Annotated in this window: 17 protein-coding genes; 8 read left to right on the plus strand and 9 right to left on the minus strand. The window is 71.3% G+C overall.

Going from position 1 to position 19,576, the window contains the following annotated elements:
• Window positions 1-4: 4 nt before the first annotated feature.
• From ACFWYW_RS12695 to ACFWYW_RS12705, 3 genes are read left to right on the plus strand one after another with little or no spacing between them, the layout of a single operon-like run.
• Window positions 5-1,708: an asparagine synthase-related protein gene (locus tag ACFWYW_RS12695; RefSeq protein WP_379609876.1), complete on the plus strand. Its 1,704-nt coding sequence runs from the start codon at window positions 5-7 to the stop codon at window positions 1,706-1,708.
• A gap of 5 nt (window positions 1,709-1,713) precedes the next feature.
• Window positions 1,714-2,190, plus strand: coding sequence for a hypothetical protein (locus ACFWYW_RS12700; protein WP_379609877.1), 477 nt, complete (start codon window positions 1,714-1,716; stop codon window positions 2,188-2,190).
• Between the two features lie 24 nt (window positions 2,191-2,214).
• The gene (locus ACFWYW_RS12705) at window positions 2,215-4,161 is read left to right on the plus strand and encodes a protein kinase (protein WP_379609878.1); all 1,947 of its coding nucleotides are present in this window, start codon (window positions 2,215-2,217) and stop codon (window positions 4,159-4,161) included.
• 14 nt (window positions 4,162-4,175) lie between these two features.
• Here ACFWYW_RS12705 and ACFWYW_RS12710 read toward each other — a convergent pair whose 3' ends face one another.
• From ACFWYW_RS12710 to ACFWYW_RS12730, 5 genes are read right to left on the minus strand one after another with little or no spacing between them, the layout of a single operon-like run.
• Window positions 4,176-5,096 carry a cation diffusion facilitator family transporter gene (locus ACFWYW_RS12710; RefSeq protein ID WP_379609879.1) on the minus strand — a complete coding sequence of 307 codons (921 nt, stop codon included), beginning with the start codon at window positions 5,094-5,096 and terminating at the stop codon, window positions 4,176-4,178.
• Between the two features lie 43 nt (window positions 5,097-5,139).
• A complete protein-coding gene (locus ACFWYW_RS12715; protein WP_379609880.1) occupies window positions 5,140-6,240 on the minus strand; it encodes a bifunctional phosphoglucose/phosphomannose isomerase in 1,101 nt (366 codons plus the stop codon).
• The gene (locus ACFWYW_RS12720; protein WP_221339873.1) at window positions 6,237-6,410 is read right to left on the minus strand and encodes a Trm112 family protein; all 174 of its coding nucleotides are present in this window, start codon (window positions 6,408-6,410) and stop codon (window positions 6,237-6,239) included. The genes ACFWYW_RS12715 and ACFWYW_RS12720 overlap by 4 nt, the downstream gene beginning before the upstream one ends.
• The gene (locus ACFWYW_RS12725) at window positions 6,407-7,771 is read right to left on the minus strand and encodes a phosphomannomutase/phosphoglucomutase (RefSeq protein WP_379609881.1); all 1,365 of its coding nucleotides are present in this window, start codon (window positions 7,769-7,771) and stop codon (window positions 6,407-6,409) included. The genes ACFWYW_RS12720 and ACFWYW_RS12725 overlap by 4 nt, the downstream gene beginning before the upstream one ends.
• Window positions 7,772-7,801: 30 nt before the next feature.
• Window positions 7,802-8,170, minus strand: a complete 369-nt coding sequence (locus ACFWYW_RS12730) for a DUF3499 domain-containing protein (RefSeq protein WP_184957752.1) — start codon at window positions 8,168-8,170, stop codon at window positions 7,802-7,804.
• Window positions 8,171-8,318: 148 nt separating this feature from the next.
• Here ACFWYW_RS12730 and ACFWYW_RS12735 point away from each other — a divergent pair, with 148 nt between their 5' ends.
• A complete protein-coding gene (locus tag ACFWYW_RS12735) occupies window positions 8,319-8,744 on the plus strand; it encodes a metallopeptidase family protein (RefSeq protein ID WP_184957753.1) in 426 nt (141 codons plus the stop codon).
• A 65-nt stretch (window positions 8,745-8,809) separates the two neighbouring features.
• Here ACFWYW_RS12735 and ACFWYW_RS12740 read toward each other — a convergent pair whose 3' ends face one another.
• Both ACFWYW_RS12740 and ACFWYW_RS12745 read right to left on the minus strand, forming a co-directional pair.
• The gene (locus ACFWYW_RS12740; RefSeq protein WP_184957754.1) at window positions 8,810-9,070 is read right to left on the minus strand and encodes a WhiB family transcriptional regulator; all 261 of its coding nucleotides are present in this window, start codon (window positions 9,068-9,070) and stop codon (window positions 8,810-8,812) included.
• Window positions 9,071-9,387: 317 nt separating this feature from the next.
• Window positions 9,388-11,319: a hypothetical protein gene (locus tag ACFWYW_RS12745; protein ID WP_379609882.1), complete on the minus strand. Its 1,932-nt coding sequence runs from the start codon at window positions 11,317-11,319 to the stop codon at window positions 9,388-9,390.
• A 166-nt stretch (window positions 11,320-11,485) separates the two neighbouring features.
• On the opposite strand from ACFWYW_RS12745, the gene cofD reads away from it, so the two are divergent.
• From cofD to ACFWYW_RS12765, 4 genes are all read left to right on the plus strand, one after another.
• Window positions 11,486-12,424 carry a 2-phospho-L-lactate transferase gene (gene cofD, locus ACFWYW_RS12750; RefSeq protein WP_379609883.1) on the plus strand — a complete coding sequence of 313 codons (939 nt, stop codon included), beginning with the start codon at window positions 11,486-11,488 and terminating at the stop codon, window positions 12,422-12,424.
• A 176-nt stretch (window positions 12,425-12,600) separates the two neighbouring features.
• On the plus strand, window positions 12,601-13,764 hold the full coding sequence (locus ACFWYW_RS12755; protein ID WP_379610114.1) for a coenzyme F420-0:L-glutamate ligase: 1,164 nt from the start codon (window positions 12,601-12,603) through the stop codon (window positions 13,762-13,764).
• 97 nt (window positions 13,765-13,861) lie between these two features.
• On the plus strand, window positions 13,862-14,602 hold the full coding sequence (locus ACFWYW_RS12760) for a lytic polysaccharide monooxygenase (RefSeq protein ID WP_379609884.1): 741 nt from the start codon (window positions 13,862-13,864) through the stop codon (window positions 14,600-14,602).
• Entirely contained in the window at window positions 14,574-15,029 is a 456-nt protein-coding gene (locus tag ACFWYW_RS12765; RefSeq protein WP_379630924.1) for a DoxX family protein, read from the plus strand. The genes ACFWYW_RS12760 and ACFWYW_RS12765 overlap by 29 nt, the downstream gene beginning before the upstream one ends.
• Window positions 15,030-15,086: 57 nt before the next feature.
• On the opposite strand, the gene ACFWYW_RS12770 is transcribed toward ACFWYW_RS12765, so the two are convergent.
• Both ACFWYW_RS12770 and ACFWYW_RS12775 read right to left on the minus strand, forming a co-directional pair.
• Window positions 15,087-16,814 carry a substrate-binding and VWA domain-containing protein gene (locus tag ACFWYW_RS12770; RefSeq protein WP_379609886.1) on the minus strand — a complete coding sequence of 576 codons (1,728 nt, stop codon included), beginning with the start codon at window positions 16,812-16,814 and terminating at the stop codon, window positions 15,087-15,089.
• A gap of 81 nt (window positions 16,815-16,895) precedes the next feature.
• The gene (locus ACFWYW_RS12775) at window positions 16,896-19,442 is read right to left on the minus strand and encodes a bifunctional FO biosynthesis protein CofGH (RefSeq protein ID WP_379609887.1); all 2,547 of its coding nucleotides are present in this window, start codon (window positions 19,440-19,442) and stop codon (window positions 16,896-16,898) included.
• Window positions 19,443-19,576: the final 134 nt, after the last annotated feature.

Genomic DNA, 19,576 nt, shown 5'->3' on the forward strand with positions numbered 1-19,576 from the left:
CGTCATGAGGGTTTTCCTGGCAGTTTCGGCACGTCCACACCGCCAGGAGGCCCTGGGCCAAGCGGTCCAGCGCGCCCGCGAGTCGATCGCGGTGACCTTCCCCGTCGCCCCGGAGCGCGTCAGGGCGCACGAGTGGAGCGCGGAGAACGGCGGCGTGCACGTGCTGACCTGGACCAACGAGCCCACCTGGGAACCATGGTCCGGCCCCGGCGGCATCACCGTCGTCGCCGGGCACCACCCGGGCGAACCCGGCCGTGGGCCCGCCGCCGGACAGCCCGGCTGCTTCGCCCTCCTGCGCGCCGGCGAGCACGGGATCACCGCCTCGACCTCGATCGCGCCCGCCGACCCCGTCTACTACGCCGAGACGCCCGACCTGTTCGTCGTGGGAAACCGCGCCCTCCTGGTACGGCTGGCCGCCCACGACGGCGTCCGCTACGACCTGACCGCCCTGCAGTCCGTGGCCAGGCAGGGCTACTTCCTGTCCGAGGAGACCCCGTACGCAGGGGTGAGCGCCCTGCCCCCGGCCTCGACCCTGGAGATCGGCGACCGGCTGACGGTGACCACCGAGCCGCTGCCCGTGGGGCGCGGCCGTACCGGCGCAGCGCAGGTGGCCGAGCGAATGGTGCAGGCGGTGCGCCCCCTGGCCGGCGGCCAGGACCAGGTGCGCGTCACGCTGACCGGTGGCCGCGACAGCCGCCTGATCGCCGCGCTGCTGCACGGGGCGGGCATCCCGTTCCGCGCCTCCACCTCGGGTTTCGACGACCACCCCGACGTGGTGGTGGCCCGCCAGGTGGCCGCGGCGCTCGGCGTGGAGCACGAGGTGACGGCACCGGCCCTCACCACCGCGAACGAACTGTCCGTCGTGCACCCGGCCGACCGGGTCCACCACATCCTGCGCGCCTGCGAGGGCATGCTGTCGGCCTACGAGAACATCACCGCCGACGCCCCCTACAGCGACGTCCCCCGGCTGGGCGGGCACAACGGGGAGATCCTGCGCGGCGGCTACCTGTCCGGCATGGAGGAGACCACGCCCGAGGCGGTCCGCCGGCGCACCGAGACGCTGTTCCTGTCCAACCGCGGCCTGTTCACGGAGACGGCCAACGCCCACGCCGAGGAACTGGCCTGGAGCTCGGACTCCCTCCACGTGCCCGACCACCTGTACGTGCGCTTCCGCGTGGGCCGCTGGCACGCCGCCGCGCGGGCCGCCATGCTGCGCCGGGGCACGCCGGTGCAGCCGTTCCTGGACAACCGGGTGGTCAGCGCGGCGCTCGGCATGGACCCGGGGCTACGCCGGTCGGAGCGGCTGGTCCACCGGCTCGTCAGGACGTTCGCGCCCGCGCTCGCCGACGTGCCGCTGGAGGGCCGGCCGTGGCGATTCCGCACCGAGAGCGTGCTCGCGCGCTGGCGGCACAAGGCGGCCCGCCACATCACCGCGCCGAAGCCCAAGCCCTGGAACTGGCGGACAGAACCCGGCCGCGAGCTCGCCGCGGAACTGCGGGAGACGATCGTCTCGTGCGCCCGGCTGGGCGAGATCGTGCGCCTGGACAAGGTGCCCGCGCTGTTCGACGGCGGCAGGCTGGTCAAGCCCGCGCTCGTCTGGCATCTGTACACGGTGGCCGGTCTGCTCGGCGCCGATCTCACCGCGCCGGGGACCGCCTCGCGCGGGCGGGTGACGGTGCCAACCAAGCGTCCGCTGCTTGCGTCATAACAAGCATGAAAGAGCTGCTGATGGCAGTGGTCCTCGCCATCTCACCCGCGCACGCGGGCACCGCTCAGACCGTCAAGGTCTACTTCTCGAAGGGTTTCGGCATCCCCGGCAAGACCGTGGCCGTGACCCGCAAGGCGCCCGACCGGGGCGTCGCCCGCTTCTCCGTCGAACAGCTGATCAACGGCCCCACCAAGGCGGAAAAGCGCCGGGGCCTCCATTCCGAGCTGGGCGCGCAGATCCGCGGCCGCTCCGACTGCGGCGCCGACTTCCAGCTGAAGATCGCCTCAGGTACGGCGACGCTGCGATTCTGCCGGACCGTCTACGGCCTCGGCGTGGGCGGCGACGCCCGCGTCCTGCACACGATCGGCAAGACGTTGCTGCAGTTCAGGGCCGTGAAGAAGGTCGTGACGCTGGACAAGGAAGGCCGGTGTCTGTTCGACCAGACCGACGCCGGGACATCCTGCCTGACCGGGCACGAGTAGCCCGATTCCTCTAATATCCCGTGAATGCAGCCCCTGACGTCTGATGATCCGCAGACGATCGCCGGCTACCGCCTGCGCGGCCGGCTGGGCGACGGCGGTCAAGGCGTGGTCTACCTCGCCGAGGCCGCCGACGGGCGGCAACTCGCCCTGAAGGTGCTGCACACCAGGGGCGACGCGCAACTCCGCGACCGCTTCGCCAAGGAACTGGCCGCCGCCCAGCGGGTCTCCCCCGCCTGGATCGCCCGCATCGTCGACGCCTCACTCGACGGCCCCCGGCCGTACATCGCCAGCGAGTACGTGGAGGGCCCCAGCCTCGCCCGCGCCGTCTCCACCACCGGCCCGTTCGCGTCCGAACCCCTGATGCGGCTGGCCTCCGGGCTCATGATGGCGCTGGCCGCCATCCACCGGGCCGGGATCGTCCACCGCGACTTCAAGCCGGCCAACGTGCTGCTCGGGCCCGACGGGCCGCGCCTGATCGACTTCGGCGTGGCCCGTACCTCCGACATGACCGCCACCACCTCGGGCAACGTCGTCGGCACGCCTCTCTACCTGGCCCCCGAGTCGTTCCTCGGCCACCGCGCCGAGTCGCCCTCCGACGTGTTCGCCTGGGGCGCCGTCGTGTACTTCGCCGCCACTGGCCGCCACGCCTTCCAGGCGGCGGAGATCCCCGCCGTCATGCACCGCATTCTCAACGACTCCCCCGACCTGTCGCCGCTGCCGGAACCCCTGCGCGCCCCGGTGGCCGCCGCCCTGGCCAAGGACCCCGCCGCCCGCCCCACCGCCGCCGGCCTCCTCCTCGAACTCACCACCGTCGGCCACCTCCCGCCCCCGCCCATCGGCAGGGCGGAACCGGCCCCCGCGAAAGCGGCACCCCGCCAGGAGACGGGCGCCCAGGACCGCGCGGAGACGCCCAGCGGCCGCGTGAGAGCCCGTGGGAGGGCCGTGCGGGTCGTGGGGGCGCTGGTGGGTGTCGCCGCCGCCGTCGGCGGCGTCCTCGCCGTCAGAGCCTTCGACTCCGGTACGGCCGGCACCCCCGGCCCCGGAGTCACCGCCGCCGCCCGGCAGCCCGGCACGGAGCCGCCACCGGGCAAATCCGCCGGGCAGGCCACCGAGACCCCCTCCGCCGCCCCGGCCCGCGAACCGGGCAAGTCCGCGGAACCGGGCACCACCCGGCCCCCGACGGCCGCGCCGGCCTCGCCGTACCCGAAAGAGCAGACCACCGGGAACGTGCGGATCTACTACAACCTCCCCCGGGCCGCGCACGCCGCCCGCGCCGCCAAACTGGTCGCGGCCGGATTCCAGCCGACGTCGCTGAGCCTGGCGCCGGGCGAGCGGTACACGGCGGTGTGGGTGAAGCGCCGGGGGCCGGCGCCGCGACTGTTCCACGGCCTGAACCCGGACGCCGCCAAGCGCTTCCTGACCCGCTCGATGGCCGCCGGCTACCGGCTCAAGCTGATCGCGGGGCTGGGCGCGTGGGAGAACGCCACGTACGCCGGCGTGATGGTCAAGCAGGACGGCGCCGCCGTCAACCACAGCTTCTGGCGGATGACCAAGGCCCAGTTCCAGGACAAGCTCCGCCACTACCAGGACCGCGGCCGCATGACCCTGCGCTGGGTCTCGGCCTACGGCCCCGCGGGCAACCGCCGTTATGCCGCCGTCTGGGAGCCCAACGTGGACACGGCCGACTGGCGGGCCACCGTGGACCTGGGCTGGGCCCAGCACAAGCGCGCCTACGACCGCCTGCACGCGCGGGGCTACCGCCCGACGATGGTGGCGGCCACCCCGGATCGCCGGTACAGCGCGGTGTGGCGCAAGGAGAGCAGCGCCTACTTCCACTACGGCGACCTCACCCCGGACGCCTACCGCACCAAGCTCCGCCAGATCGCCCCGAAGGGCTACTACCCGGCAGCCCTGCAGGTCTCGGGCACCGCCGACCACCCGTTCTTCACCGCGGTCTGGGCCCCCGAGTAACGGGGGCCCATGCGTCAGGCGGACGGAGCGCGGTCCAGGTCCGGCTCCAGATAGATGACGCGGGCGATCGGCACCGCCGCGCGGATCGCCTGTTCCGCCTCGTCGATGCCGCGCGCCACCTCGGCCGCGGTGTCGTCGTGCTCGACCGCGATCTTGGCGGCGACCAGCAGCTCTTCCGGCCCGAGGTGCAGCGTGCGCATGTGGATCACGCGGGTGACCTCGGGGGCGTTCTCCAGAGCGGCCCTGATCTGCTGCTCGACGTCGGGCGAGGCGCCCTCGCCCAGCAGCAGCGACTTGGTCTCGATGGCCAGGATGATCGCGATGATGCCGAGCAGCACACCGATCATCAGCGTGCCGATGGCGTCCCAGACCGGGTCGCCGGTGATGGCCGCCATCGAGACGCCGAACAGCGCGAAGATGAGGCCCAGCAGCGCGCCGAGGTCCTCCAGCACGATGACCGGCAGCTCGGGCGACTTCGAGCGGCGGATGAACTCCACCCAGCCCTGCTTGCCGCGTACCGCGTTCGACTCCTTGATCGCGGTGCGGAAGGAGAAGCTCTCGGCGATGATCGCGAAGATCAGCACGCCGATGGCCCAGTTGAGGTTCCCCAGCTCCTCGTCAGAGCTCAGCTTGTGGATGCCTTCGTAGATCGAGAACGCCGAACCGATGGTGAACAGCACCACGGCCACGACGAACGCGTAGAAGTATCGCTCTCGGCCGTAGCCGAACGGGTGCTCCTTGGTCCGCTCCCGCTGGGCCCGTTTGCCACCGATCAGCAGCAGGGCCTGGTTGCCCGAGTCCGCGACCGAGTGGATGGACTCCGCCAGCATCGAGGACGAGCCGGTGAAAACGAAGGCCACGAACTTGGCCACGGCGATGGCCAGGTTCGCGACCAGAGCCGCGACGATCGCTTTGGTACCGCCACTCGCGCTCACTGCGAATCTCCACTCATAGGGTCGATCAGATCAATCCCGGATCTTATTGGGAAATCCTCGCCTTAAGTTCTGTGATCGCTGTCACTGGCGTCGGATCGATGCCGTAGCCGAGCGCCAGGTAGGTGCTGGCGAAGTCGCCGAGGGCGATGAGGGAGGCCAGCCGTTCGAGCGGATGAGCGCCCTCGGCCGTCAGTTCGGTGACCGCGACGTCGCGGTCCCGCGCCATCCGCACCGACGCCTCGCGCCGCCGCGTGACCTGCGGGTGCTCGTCGGCGTCCCGCATCATCACCAGCCGCAGCGACCGCCCGGCCTCGTCGGCGAAGATGTCGCGCTTGGCCAGCGGGCCGTCGAAGGCGACCACCTGGTTGTGGTTGGCCTCGGGCAGCTCGCCGAAGACCGCGGGATACTTGGCGTTCTCGTTGAGCTGGCAGGCCAGCCGGTACGCCGCCACCCCGCTCACCTGCGACGAACCCCAGATCATGGGCACGCTCTCGGCCAGTTCCATCGCCAGCTGCTTACCCGGGTTGATGAACGACTCACTGGAGGGACGGCAGCGGTGCGCGATGTCCTCCAGCGACTTCGCCACGCCCTCGATCAGCGCCTCGTCCACCCGCGCCAGCCCCAGCCCGGCCGCGGCCACGATCAGGGGTACGGCCAGCAGCCACACGTTGGCCCGCGGCTGCCCGGTCGCCTGAACCGGCACGAAGATGCCGCCGGCCTGCCTGGCCACCGACTCCACCGGCGAGTCGGGCGAGGCGACGGCCACGAGCGTGCAGCCGCGCCTGACCGCCTCGGTCGCCGCCGACAACGTCTCCTCGGTACGCCCGGAGGCCGACACCGCGATCACCAGGTCGGTCGCGCCCACCCAGCCGGGGAGCTGGTAGGAGCGGACGGTCAGAATCGGCAGCGGCGCGCCGTGGCCGGCGACGGCCGCCAGGATGTCCCCCACGATCGCCGAGCCGCCCATGCCCACGACCACGACGGCTCTCGGACGACCCCGCAGCTCCGCGAGGCCGGCTTCGGCCGCGGCGCGCTGCCCCATCCTGACCTGCGCGGCGGAGGCGGCGACCGCCAGCAGCATGCCGCCGGGATCGTTGTCGGTAAGGAATCGCTGGTCATCGAGCCGGTCGGACTCCCAATTCACGGAGTCCTGGCCTCGTCGACCAGCAGGACGGGGATGTCGTCGCGTACCGGATAGACGCGACCGCATCCGGTGCAGGCCAGCTCGTCGGCTTCCGCCTCGGCACGCAGCGCGGACTTGCACGCCGGGCAGGCCAGGATTTCGAGCAGCCAGTCGTCGATCTTCACTTTCAACTCCTTACGACGGCGAGGACCTCGTCCCTGATCGCCGTCATCTTGCCTTCGTCGGCCGCTTCTGTGTTGAGCCTGAGCAGCGGCTCGGTGTTGGACGCACGCAGATTGAACCACCAGCCGGAGCCGCTCACCGTCAGCCCGTCGAGCTCGTCGAAGGAGCCCCGGCCGCCGAACGTCTCGCGGACCCTGGCCAGCGCACCGGCCTGGTCGGCGACGGTGCTGTTGATCTCACCGGAGGCGTGGTAGCGCGAGTAGGCGGCCACGACCTCAGACAGCGGGCTCGCCTGCTCCCCGAGGGCGGCCAGCACGTGCATGGCGGCCAGCATCCCCGAGTCGGCGAACCAGAAGTCGCGGAAGTAGTAGTGGGCCGAGTGCTCCCCGCCGAAGACGGCGCCGGTGGCGGCCATCTCGGCCTTGATGAAGGAGTGGCCCACGCGGGTGCGTACCGGCACGCCGCCGTGCTCGCGGACGATCTCCGGTACGCCCTGCGAGGTGATCAGGTTGTGAATGATCTTGGCGCCCGGGTGCTTGGCCAGCTCGCGGGCGGCGACCAGCGCGGTGACCGCCGACGGCGAGACCGAGCGGCCCCGCTCGTCGATCACCCAGCAGCGGTCGGCGTCGCCGTCGAAGGCCAGGCCGAGGTCGGCGCCGGTCTCGATGACCGCGCGCTGCAGGTCGACCAGGTTGGCCGGTTCGAGCGGGTTGGCCTCGTGGTTGGGGAAGGTGCCGTCGAGCTCGAAGAAGAGCGGCGTCACCTCGATCGGCAGGCCATCAAAGACCGCGGGCACCGTGTGGCCGCCCATCGCGTTGCCGGCGTCGACCACGACCCGCAGGGGCCGGATCGCGCGCAGGTCGACCAGCCCGCGCAGGTGCGCGGCGTAGCCGTGGAGCAGGTCCTTCTCGGTGACCGAGCCGCGGGTCGCGCCCGGCTCCAAGCCGGGGGCGAGCAGTTCGGCGGCGAGCAGGCCGGCGGCGCGATCGCGCACCGCGGTGAGCCCGGTGTCGGAGCCGACCGGGACGGCGCCCGCGTGGCACATCTTCAGACCGTTGTAGCGGGCCGGGTTGTGACTGGCGGTGAACATCACGCCGGGCAGGTCGAGGCTGCCGCTGGCATAGTAGAGCAGGTCGGTGGAGCCGAGCCCGGCGTCGATCACGTCGGCTCCGCGCCCGGTGGCGCCCCGGATGAAGGCTCCGGCCAGCGCGACTCCCGAGGTGCGCATGTCCCGCGCCACGACCAGCGACGTCGCGCCGGTCACGTCGACGAAGGCCGCCCCCACGGCTTCGGCGATCGGCTCGTCCAGCTCGTCAGGCACCACGCCGCGTACGTCGTAGGCCTTGAAGATCTTGGCGAGATCGCCCACTCCTGCTCCTAGGTCGTCGTTGAGACGAGCCTACCGGTCGCCGCGTTGCTGCTGGGCGGAGCGGAGCACGCGCAGGTGGCCCCTGCGGCCGACCTCGACTCCCTGGCCGACGGGTTCGGTGCCGGAGGGGCTCGGCCTGGCCGCTTCCCTGACGGCGTTGGCGAGCGCTTCGAGATCGTCCGAGCTGGGTGAGGCGCCGTCCGTGGGCAACCGCACCACCTCCCAGCCGCGGGGGGCGGTGAGCCGCTCGGCGTGCTCGGCGCACAGGTCATAGCAGTGCGGCTCGGCGTACGTCGCCAGAGGGCCGAGAACAGCGGTCGAGTCGGCGTATACGTACGTGAGCGTGAAGACGGCAGGCTGGCTGCAAGCGGTGCGGGAACAGCGGCGGACGGGGCTCACGGAGGGACCGTATCTGGTAAGAGTCCGAGGCGCCACTATCTGAGCGCTCTTAACGAGCGTGTCGCCACAATTCGGACACCTGTCGCAGGCTTTACACCCACCTGTACCAATGCTGCAGTACGGCGGCCGCTCCTCGTAAACTGTGCGGATGACTCCACGACGCCGTGACCGCCACGGTCGCGGCCTCCGAGGCCCGCTGGCTCCCTCCCACGTGCCCATCGCGAAGTCCAGGGGCGAGCGCTTCGACGACTTCGTCCTGGACGCCGTCGAGCGCCTCAAGCCGCGCTGGGGGGCGCAGCTGGCGGCGGTGGAGTTCGCCGTGGAGGAGGTGCCGCCGCTGAGCGAGCTCGGCGACGGCCCCGGCCGCTCAGGCCCGATCCCGTTCGGCCGCGCCGAGCCGGCCCGTGGCGCCCAGCCCGCCTCCGTGGTGGTCTACCGCCGCCCGCTGGAGGCCCGCTCGCGCGACCGGGAGACGCTGGGCGCGCTGGTGCACGACACGGTGGTGGAGCAGGTGGCGTTCCTGCTCGGCCGCTCGCCGGACGAGGTCGATCCGGGCTTCGACACCCACGGCTGAGCTGACCGAAAACCGGCGAGGGGCCACGCGGGCGATGCCGCGTGACCCCTGAACCGGATATCTGCCTATACGGCCTGGCGCTTGATCCGCCGACGTTCCCGCTCGGACAACCCTCCCCAGATGCCGAACCGCTCGTCGTGTTCCAGCGCGTATTCCAGGCACTCGGCTCGGACCTCACACGTCCGGCAGACCTTTTTGGCCTCGCGTGTGGAGCCGCCCTTCTCCGGGAAGAACGCCTCCGGATCCGTCTGCGCACACAGTGCGCGCTCCTGCCAGCCGAGTTCTTCCGCATCAAGCTGGTCCTGTGCGATGACCAGATCGGTCACTGCGCACCTCCCTGCCGCCCGCCCGCAATGGAGCCCCCCATGAACGCCTTCCTTATTACCCACCCACAGGAAGGCGTAACAACATGGTTGTAATTACACGCGCGTGCCGTACGTGACGTCAAGCGGCATGCCGGTATCCGGGGAAAGACCAGATCTCGCCCCGGTGTGTTTGGCATGTGATGTTCGCGCCCGGCGGTTTCCATGAACCATGGCCTTGACCTGGCGTGTTCCGCGCTCTCAGCGGTCGAAACCGTACCAGGGCGGGATTGACCCCCGCCCGTGGCCCACCTTCTCTCTAGCCGTGCTTAGTCAGTTCATTACCTGCGAGGCTCGTTGGGGGTGTATATGGCGGTGGGGTCGATCGGGTCGTCCCCCTGCCTGGGCGGGTCGTTCAGCGCGTCGCCGCCGCGGAACATCGACTGGTCAAGCCGGACGGTCGACTCGGCCGGCGACTCGCCGCCGTTCCAGCCGGGCTGGTAGGCCTGCTGCGGCTGCTGGGGTGCCGGGGGTTGCTGCTGGGGGTGCCCGAACGGGTCGTCGTAGGGGCCCGCCTGTCCCGTGTAGTCCGGCACGCGCAGGTCGGGTGCGGTGCCGGCGGTGGAGTGCTGGTAGTGCTCGGCCTGCTGGTAGGCGTCGAGCAACTGCTGGGAGCGCGGGTCGACGGGCGGGTCCGGCTCCTGGTAGTGCTGCGGCTGGGCGTACTCCTGGCCCGACACGCCGGTGAACGGCTGGCCCTGCTGCTCGAAGGCGGGCGGGCGCTCGTAGTACGGCGTGCCCGCCTGACCGTCCTGGGGCGGCGCGTACGGGTTGGGCGCGTCGGCCGCTGGGGCGAAGGAGCCCGGGGTGGCATAGGCGTCGTGGTTCTGCGGCGGGGCGTACGGGTTGGGGTCGGGAGCCGTGTACGCGCCGGACTGGGGCTGCTGGCGGTAGACGTCCGGCTGGCTGTCGGCCGGGACGTAGGGGGCCGGGGTGTAGCCGGAGTCGGGCATCGTCTCCGACGGCGTGTAGCCGCCCGACGGGGGCACCGTGTCGGCGGGGGCGTAGCCGGCGGCGGGGGGCGCGGTGTCGACCGTGCTGTAGCCGCTCTGGGCGGGGGGCGGCTCCGGCGCGTAGACGTTGGGGGTGTCCTGCGAGGAGTAGCCGGGCGTGGTGTACGCGCCGCTCTGGGCGGGCTGGGCGTATTGGGGCTCCTGGCCGTACTGCTGTGACTCCTGGCTGTAGGGCTGGGGGTCTTGGCTGTACTGCTCGGGCTCGGGCTGCGCGTACTGCTGGGGCTCGGGGGCGGCGGGGAGCGCGGCCCTGGGCTGCGGCGCGGGCGGCTCGGGGGCTGCGGGCTGCTGGAAGCCCTGGTACGCCTCCTGTTCGGCCCCGAATCCGTGCTGGCCGAAGGGCTGACCGGGCTGACCGGGCTCGGGCTGGGCGAAGGGCGGCTGGCCGTATTGCTGGCCGGGGTCGGGCTGGGCGTAGCCGGGCTGCTGGCCGGGGTCGGCGCCGGCGAAGCCCGGCTGGCCGAAGCCCTGCTGACCGGTGCCCTGCTGGCCGGTGCCGGGCTGGCTCTGGCCGTATCCGGGCTGGGCGTACGCGGGCTGCTGGCCCGACGGGGGCTGCTGGCCGAACGTCTGGCCCGGGGCGGGCTGGGCGAAGGCCTGGCCGGAGGCGGGCTGCTGGGCGTACTCGGGCTGCTGACCGTATTCGGGCTGGCCGAAACCGGGCTGCGGAGTGTAGCCGGGCTGCTGGGCGAAGCTCTGCTGGCCGTACCCCTGAGGCTGACCGAAGCCGGGCTGCGGCGAGAACGTCGTCACCGGACGGCGCGCGGGCAGGGCCTGCGGCATGAGGTAGAGGGCCGCCAGGACGGTCAGGGCGAGGGTGGGCAGGCCGGTCAGGAGGAGTTCGACGATGGAGCGGAAGCCGTTGCCCGCGAAAAGGGCGACGAACAGCGCCAGGACCCCGAACAGCGCCATGCCCGACAGCGTGATCGCCGCGGCCATCGTGACCGGCCCCGCGGACTTGGCCGGCGGGCCGACCTTGGTCAGCAGCAGCACCGCGCCGACCAGCAGCGCGATCGTGACCGGGCTGGTCAGGCTTGAGAAGTAGATGGCGCCGCGCTCGGTGAGACCGATGCTCGATCCGTAGGCACCGTCTCCGCCGATCAGAAACCGGCCCACGGCCACCAGCGTGGACGTGACGCCGGCAGCCAGCATGATCCAGGCAGCCGGCTCTTTCAGCCGGGCGACGTCAAGTTTGCTCACAACTACCCCCATCGAGCCCTTTGGCCCGCAGTGAGTTTGCCACATGACCGACTTACGCGGCGGGGAACCCAGGAGGCTCATTCCTCACATGTCCCTCATTGCGAGGATTTTTCTGGCATGGGGAGGGGTAAGACTGACCTCTGGGACAGATGGAAGACTGGGTGACATGCACATCGTGTCCCTCGCCGGCGGCATCGGCGGCGCCCGTTTCCTGCGCGGCCTGCGCGCCACCGCCCCCGACGCCCAGATCACCGTCATCGGCAACACCGGCGACGACATCACCCTCTTCGGCCTGCGGGTCTGCCCCGACCTGGACACCGTGATGTACACGCTGGGCGGCGGCATCAACGAGGAGCAGGGCTGGGGCCGGGAGAAGGAGACGCACACGGTCAAGGAGGAGCTGGCCGCGTACGGCGTGGAGCCGCAGTGGTTCGGGCTCGGCGACCGTGACTTCGCCACCCACATCGTGCGCTCGCAGATGATGGAGGCGGGCTACCCGCTCTCACAGATCACCGAGGCGCTGTGCGCGCGCTGGCGCCCCGGGGTACGGCTGCTGCCCATGAGCGACGACCGCTGCGAGACCCACGTCGTGATCACCGACGAGCAGGGGCGGCGGGCGATCCACTTCCAGGAGTGGTGGGTCAAGCTGCGCGCCTCGATCCCGGCCGAGTCGATCGCCCTGATCGGCGCCGACACCGCGCGGCCCGCGCCCGGCGTGCTGGAGGCGATCGAGGAGGCCGACGTGGTGATCCTCCCGCCGTCGAACCCGGTCGTGAGCATCGGCACGATTCTCCAGGTACCCGGCATCAGGGACGCACTGCTGGCCAAGACCGTGGTGGGCGTCTCCCCGATCATCGGCGGCGCGCCCGTGCGCGGCATGGCCGACGCGTGCCTGACCGCGATCGGGGTGGAGACCAGCGCCCAGGCGGTGCTGGAGCTCTACGGCCCGGAGCTGATCGACGGCTGGCTGGTCGCGCCGGAGGACGACGGGGTGGCCGTGGACGGCATCCGGGTCGAGTCCCGCCCCCTGATCATGCACGACGCCGACGCGGCCGCCGACATCGCCCGCGCCGCCCTCGACCTCGCCCTGGACCTCAACCGATGACCATCCCAGAAACCCGACCAGCACACCCAGATGGGCCCACCCCCGAAGGGCCTACCCCCGACCAAGCTGCCCCCGGAGGAGCCGTCCGGGAAAGGGTTTCCCCAGAGGGGCCCACCCCCGAAGAAGCTGTCCCCGGAGGCGCATCCCTGGAGGGGGCATCCCTGGAGGGGGCATCCCTGGAAGGGGCATCCCCGGAAGGGGCATCCCCGGAAGGGGCATCCCCGGAAGGGGGTGTTTCCGGAGAGGTTCGGGTGTTGCCGGTTCTGGGGTTGCCCGATGTGCGGCCCGGTGACGATCTGGCCGGGTTGCTCAACGGGGCGGAGCTGCGGCCCGGTGACATCGTGGTCATCACCTCGAAGATCGTCAGCAAGGCCGAGAACCGCCTCCGGCACGCCCCCGACCGTACCGCCGCCATCGAGGAGGAGACCGAGCGCGTCGTGGCCAGGCGCGGTGACATGGTCATCGCCCAGACCCGCCACGGCTTCGTCATGGCCGCCGCGGGCGTCGACAACTCCAACGTCGCCCCCGGCACGGTCCTGCTCCTGCCCGAGGACAGCGACGCCTCCGCCCGCCGCATCCGCGCCGGCCTCCCCCACGGCGTGGGCGTGATCATCTCCGACACGTTCGGCCGCCCGTGGCGCAACGGCCTCACCGACGTGGCTATCGGCGCCGCCGGCGTGCTCCCCCTGGAGGACTTCCGCGGCGGCGAGGACGCCTACGGCAACCCGCTCAACGCCACCGTCACCGCCCTGGCCGACGAGATCGCCGCGGCGGCGGAACTGGTCAAGGGCAAGCTGGCGGGCGTCCCGGTCGCGGTGGTGCGCGGCCTGGCGCACCTGGTGACCGCGGAGGACGGTCCCGGCGTGCGCCCGCTGATCCGCCCCGCCGACGAGGACCTCTTCCGCTACGGCTCCCGCGACGTGGTCCCCGCCCGCCGCACCGTCCGCGACTTCACCGGCGACCCGGTCGACGCGTCGCTGGTACGGCAGGCCGTCGAAGCCGCCTTCACCGCCCCGGGCGCCGAGCACACCCGGTTCGCCCTGGTGGAGTCGCCGGCCGTACGTGAGAAGCTGGTGATGGCCCCGTACCTGGTGGTGCCCTGTGTGACCGTGCCGGGCGAACAGGCGGCGGCCAGGGCGGGCGCGGCCGTGCAGAACCTGTTGATCCAGCTCGCGATGGAGGGCCTCGGCTCGGCGTGGCTGCCGCCGGGCGGCGCGGAGGAGATTCTGGATCTTCCCGACGGCTGGCGGCCGATCGGTCTGGTGGCGGTGGGCCATCCCGCCGAGACCCCCGCGGACCGGGAGCCCCAAGATTTTGCGGCCCGCATCGTGCTGCGCTGATCTGACTCTTCCCAGCACTTAGGGGTAAAGCAGGCATTTACCCTTAGGAAACTTTCCTTTATGTTCGGGGTATCCCCCCATGTAGAGGAGCATTTTTATGAGAAGGGTGCTCACGTTAGCCAGCGCGATGCTCGTGGCGATATCCGCCACGATCTTCGTCGCTTCCCCGGCGCTCGCCCACGGCTACGTCAACTCACCCCCGAGCCGGCAGTACAACTGCAAGCTCGGCAAGGTGCAGAACTGCGGACCCATCGTCTGGGAGCCGCAGAGCGTCGAAGGCGCCAAGGGTCAGCGCAACTGCCACGCGGGCGACTCCCGCTGGGCTCCGCTCAGCGACGAGAGCAAGCCGTGGCCGGTGACGAACGTAGGCTCGTCCACCAGCTTCAGCTGGACGTTCACCGCCCGCCACGCGACGCTGTCGTACGAGTACTACATCGGTAGCACCCGCGTCGGCTACGTCGCAGGAAACGGCCAGCAACCGGGAGCCACGGTCACGCACAACGTGAACCTGTCCGGCTTCAGCGGCCGCCAGAAGGTCCTGGCCATCTGGAACATCGCCGACACCGCCATGGCGTTCTACGCCTGCGTCGACGTCAACATCGGCGGCGGCCCCGGCCAGCCCACCCCCACTCCCACCCCCACTCCGACACCGACCCCCACCACTCCCACACCGACTCCCACCGCCACCAACCCCGGTGGCACCTGGGCGGCAGGCACCGCCTACGCACCGGGCAACACCGTCACCTACGCCGGACAGTCCTACCGTTGCCTCCAGTCGCACACCGCGATAGCGGGATGGGAACCGCCCAATGTCCCGGCTCTTTGGCAGCGGGTCTGAATCCATGCAGCAGCAAGTTCGTGACGCGGGTGTGTCACTGTTCCGCATCGTGGTCGGGCTGCTGTTCGCCTGTCACGGTGCCGCCAAGCTCTTCGGCGTGCTCGGCGGACCTCGTGGCGGCACTCCACCGGCCTTTCTCGAATGGCCGTCCTGGTGGGCTGCGGTGATCGAACTCGTCGCGGGTGGCCTGGTCCTGCTGGGACTGGCCACCCGGGCGGCGGCGTTCCTCGCCGCCGGTGAGATGGCTTACGCCTATTTCACCGTCCACCAACCCAAGGGGCTGTTTCCCCTCATCAACGGCGGTGAGCTCGCCGCCCTCTTCTGCTGGTCGTTCCTGATTCTCGTGCTCATCGGGAGCGGCTCGTGGTCGCTGGACACGGTGGTGGCACACCTCCGCCGCCGCATGAAAGTTCCCCAAGGCCCCTAGCGGTCTTTGTGGACGGGCACCCGCTCCGTGCGGCGGGTGGCGGGTGCCCGCGGCCCCTCAGGTGGCCTTGCAGGTGGGGTGGCACAGGCGGCGCGCCAGCGCGGCCAGGAACACCTCGATGATCTCCCCCGGCTCCTGCGCGACGTGCAGCGAGCCGTTGGTGGCGGTGGTGATCTCCGACAGACCCGCGCGGTCCACGCCCGAACCGAAGGCGATGACGACGATCTGCACAGGCTTGTCGGGGTCCCACTCAGCGCGCAGGCGGTCGAGCAGCTGACGGCGGGTCAGACCCTTGCCGTCGTCCCTGCCCGCGGTGATGACGAGGAGCGTGTTGTTCATCTCCTCGCGGAACTCGCCGCCGACCTCGCGAAAGCCGCTCAGGATCGCGTCGTGCAGCGAACTGTCCAGGCCGGGGTGGACGGTGATGGCCGAGGTCAGCTCGTCGAGCCGGCCGCGCCGTACGACCTGGCCTGACTCCGGCTCGTTGATCGGGCCGAGGCCCACGCGCTCGCGATATCCCTTGGTACGGCCCAGCGTGTCCGCGAACTCCCACATCCCCATGTGCGTCGAGTCGGGGAAGAGCTGCAGCCCGATCTTCGCCGCTGCCAGCGCGGTGCCGAGCCGGTCGGTCATGTGCTTGGAGGTGTCGGCCAGCACCAGGATGTTGGTCGGCGGCGCCAGCCTGCTCCAGGCCTGCAGCGCCGCGTCGATCTCCGTCGGCGAGATGGACGGCCGGGTGCGCGGCGTCTCGGCGGGGATCTGCGGGCCGGGCGAGATCGGCCCGAGCGTGCCGTCACCGGAGCGGAACCCGGCCCGGCGCACGAGTTCCTGCGCCTCGTCGCCGCGCAGCCAGTCGGCGAAGACCGTGGAGGCCTCGGCCACCTCGGGGTCGGTGGCGGTGACGACGTAGGGGTAGTCGAGGCTGATCGTGCCCTCACGCGGATGTAAGGCGACCACCGGATCGGCGGAGGGCCGCCGGTTGTGCTCGCGCACCGACTGCTCGGGGACGATCACCACCGGCCGCTGCCAGAACGCCCGGTCGTCCACCGCCGCGAGCATCGAGCGGTAGTCGGGGGCCGAGCCGGCCTGCGCCCAGCGGACGAACGCGGTCAGCGCCCGGTCGGCGGAGGCGCCGGTGCCGACGACGTCCCTGGCCGCGGCGACGGTGGCGATGCCCGCTCCGGCCAGCGAGGGGTCGGGCACGCGTACCACGTCGGGCTCGTTCTCGTTGGGGCGCAGCCGCCCGCGTACGGTCGAGGGGAAGACCATGCGCCAGTTCATCTCGGTCCTGCCCACCGCGAAGCGTTCGGCCAGCGACTGGCGGGTGGCGAAGACCAGCGGCGAGGTCGCCACCGTGCTCTGCCCGGCAGGCAGAGCGCTGGCGCCCTGCTTGCGGGCCAGCCGGATCCAGGCGGAGGAGTCGGCGATCCAGCCGTCGGGCCGCTGGCGCAGCACGCCCGCGCGGTCGCCGATCAGCGTGCGCAGCACGGTCGCGGGCGGCTGCTCGGTCACCTGGACGAGGACGCAGCGCCCGCCCGTGGCCGTCTTCGTCTCGTTGAAGCGCTCGGCCGCCAGCATCGCCACAGGCGCCACATCCACCGCGGCAGCCACACTGACCAGAACAGGCTCTCGTGTCGAGCACAGGGGTCCGCCACCGCCGAAGACGACCACGAAACCGGCGACCAGAACGGCCACGGCCGCCAGCCCCGCCAGCACGCCCCGGCCGAGCGCCTGCCTCCGCCGCTGCTCAGGCGCCGGAGCGGCGCGGTGTCGAGCCAACCGCACGGTGCTACCTCTCCATTCGGGAGTGACGATTCTCCCAGCGCCGCCCGGGGGCGGCGCAAGGTCAGGTAGAACTTGTTATAACTAAACGATCCGCAGGACGCTACGGCAGACGCCGTCGCTCTTGGCCGAAGCCGCCAGCCTTTCCGCGTCCGGCCGGCCGTACCCGGTGGTGCGCTGGTGGAGCGGACGGCCGGTCGGCGCGACCATCTCGCCGATCTCCGTGATCGTCTTGTAGGAGCCGTTCTCGGAACCGGCCATGCGGCTGATCGTCTCCTCCATCAGCGTGCCGCCCAGGTCGTTGACGCCGCCCTGGAGCACCTGCCGGCACAGGTCGTCCTGGAGCTTCACCCACGAGCACTGGATGTTCTTGATCGAGCCGTGCAGGAGGATTCTGGCCAGCGCGTGCACGGCGCGGTTCTCCTGCGCGGTCGGGCCGGGCCGGGCGATGCCGGCCAGGTAGATCGGGGCGCTGTGGTGCACGAACGGCAGCAGCACGAACTCCGAGAAGCCGCCGGTCTCCTGCTGCAGGCTCCTGATCAGCTTGATGTGCTTGACCCAGTGCAGGTGGTTGTCGACGTGGCCGTACATCATCGTGGAGGTCGTCGGCAGGCCGACCTTGTGCGCGGTGGTGATCACCTCGACCCACTCCCTGGTCGGCAGCTTGCCCTTGGTCAGGACCCAGCGCACGTCGTCGTCCAGGATCTCCGCGGCGGTGCCGGGCAGCGAGTCGACCCCGGCCTCCTTGGCCGCGTGCAGCCAGTCCTCGATCGACAGGTTGGTACGGCTGGCCCCGTTGACCACCTCCATCGGCGAGAACGCGTGCACGTGCATGTCCGGGGTACGCGCCTTGACCGCCTTGGCGATGTCGAAGTAGGCGGTGCCCGGCAGGTCGGGGTGGATGCCGCCCTGCATGCACACCTCGGTCGCGCCCGCCTGCCACGCCTCGGCGGCCCGGTCGGCGACCTGGTCGAGGCTGAGCGTGTAGGCGTCGGCGTCGGTACGCCGCTGGGCGAAGGCGCAGAAGCGGCAGCCGGTGTAGCAGACGTTGGTGAAGTTGATGTTCCGGTTGACCACGAAGGTCACGTCGTCCCCGGCGGCCTCGCGGCGCAGGTCGTCGGCGATGCGGGCCAGCTCGTCGAGGGCCGGGCCGTCGGCGCCGAGCAGCGCCACCGCCTCGGCGTCGCTCAGCCCGGCCGGGTCGGACTCGGCGCGGCGCAGCGCCTGGCTCAGGTCGCCCAGGATCGCCACGGGCGCGGCGGCGGGCAGCCGCTCGCGCAGCGCGTCCCAGTCGCCGTAGACGTTGTCGAAGTCGTCGCGGCGGTCGTTCGTCCGGCCCTCGGTGTCCACGGCGGTGTGCAGGTCCACCCGGCCGGAGGCGGAGAAGCCGCCGTCGGGCTCCTGCCAGGGGATGCCCTTCAGGACCGCGTCCTCCTTGGCCAGGCCGGTCTCCGGGTCGGCCAGCGCGCTGATGTGCGCCATCACGCGGGGGTCGATCCAGGGCTCGCCGGCCAGCACGTACTCGGGGTAGAGGGTCAGGCGCTCGCGCATGCCGTACCCGGCGGCGGCGGTGCGCTCGGCCAGGTCGTCGATCTGCGGCCACGGCTGCTCGGGGCTGACGTGGTCGGGGGTCACCGGCGAGACGCCGCCCCAGTCGTCGATGCCGGCCCTGACCATCAGCTCGAACTCGCCGCCGATGAGGTTCGGGGGCGCCTGGATACGCATCCTCGGGCCGAGCACCAGCCGCGCGACGGCGATGGTCGCCGCCAGTTCGCGCAGGTCGGCGTCGGGCATGCCGCGCATCGCCGTGTCCGGCTTGGCGCGGAAGTTCTGGACGATGACCTCCTGGACGCCGCCGTACTCGCGGGCGACCTTCCTGATCGCGAAGATCGACTCGGCGCGATCCTGGACGGTCTCGCCGATGCCGATCAGCACGCCGGTCGTGAACGGCACGTTCGACCGGCCGGCGTCCTCCAGCACCCGCAGCCGCACCGCGGGGTCCTTGTCCGGCGAGCCGTAGTGGGCCTCGCCCTTCTCGGTGAACAACCGCGTGGAGGTGGTCTCCAGCATCATCCCCATCGACCCGGCGACCGGCTTCAGCCGCTGGAAGTCGCGCCAGGTGAGCGCGCCCGGGTTCAGGTGCGGCAGCAGGCCGGTCTCCTCCAGCACCCGGATCGCCATCGCGCGGACGTAGGAGATCGTGTCGTCGTAGCCGTGCGCGTCCAGCCACTCGCGCGCCTGGTGCCAGCGGTCCTCGGGACGGTCGCCGAGCGTGAACAACGCCTCCTTGCATCCCAAGGCGGCGCCCTGCCGGGCGATCTCCAGCACCTCGTCGGGGCTGAGGAACGGCGCGGGCAGCTTGTGCGGGGCCGTCGCGAACGTGCAATAGCCGCAGCGGTCGCGGCACAACCGGCTCAGCGGGATGAACACGTTCTTGCTGTACGTGATCACCCCGTCCCGCCCGGCGTTGCGCAGCCCGGCGTCACGCACCCGTCCGGCGTGTTCGAGCAAAGTGTCGAGGTGCCCGTCGCGGGCGTGCAGCAGAACGGTCGCCTCGGTGACGTCGAGTGCCTTGCCATCGCGGGCGCGGGCGAGCGCCCGGCGCAGAGCGGAATCACTGACCACAGTCATAGCGGCACGATACGACCCTCTGAGTCTCTGGAGCGCACCCAGCCCTCGGTATGACGCCCACTCCTCCCTAGGGCCTACTCCTCCAACCCTCCTCAAGTCCCTTTCCCTGACCGGGTTCCGCAACTGATGATCAA

This window comes from Nonomuraea sp. NPDC059023 (genome assembly GCF_042740095.1).
Taxonomy (GTDB): domain Bacteria; phylum Actinomycetota; class Actinomycetes; order Streptosporangiales; family Streptosporangiaceae; genus Nonomuraea.

What these genes read in the sequence shown, in the direction of transcription:
- ACFWYW_RS12695 (WP_379609876.1), top strand. Translation starts at nt 5, where the DNA reads ATGAGGGTTTTCCTGGCAGTTTCGGCACGTCCACACCGCCAGGAGGCC.
- ACFWYW_RS12700 (WP_379609877.1), top strand. Translation starts at nt 1,714, where the DNA reads ATGAAAGAGCTGCTGATGGCAGTGGTCCTCGCCATCTCACCCGCGCAC.
- ACFWYW_RS12705 (WP_379609878.1), top strand. Translation starts at nt 2,215, where the DNA reads ATGCAGCCCCTGACGTCTGATGATCCGCAGACGATCGCCGGCTACCGC.
- ACFWYW_RS12735 (WP_184957753.1), top strand. Translation starts at nt 8,319, where the DNA reads ATGACTCCACGACGCCGTGACCGCCACGGTCGCGGCCTCCGAGGCCCG.
- cofD (WP_379609883.1), top strand. Translation starts at nt 11,486, where the DNA reads ATGCACATCGTGTCCCTCGCCGGCGGCATCGGCGGCGCCCGTTTCCTG.
- ACFWYW_RS12760 (WP_379609884.1), top strand. Translation starts at nt 13,862, where the DNA reads ATGAGAAGGGTGCTCACGTTAGCCAGCGCGATGCTCGTGGCGATATCC.
- ACFWYW_RS12765 (WP_379630924.1), top strand. Translation starts at nt 14,574, where the DNA reads ATGTCCCGGCTCTTTGGCAGCGGGTCTGAATCCATGCAGCAGCAAGTT.
- ACFWYW_RS12775 (WP_379609887.1), bottom strand. Translation starts at nt 19,442, where the DNA reads ATGACTGTGGTCAGTGATTCCGCTCTGCGCCGGGCGCTCGCCCGCGCC.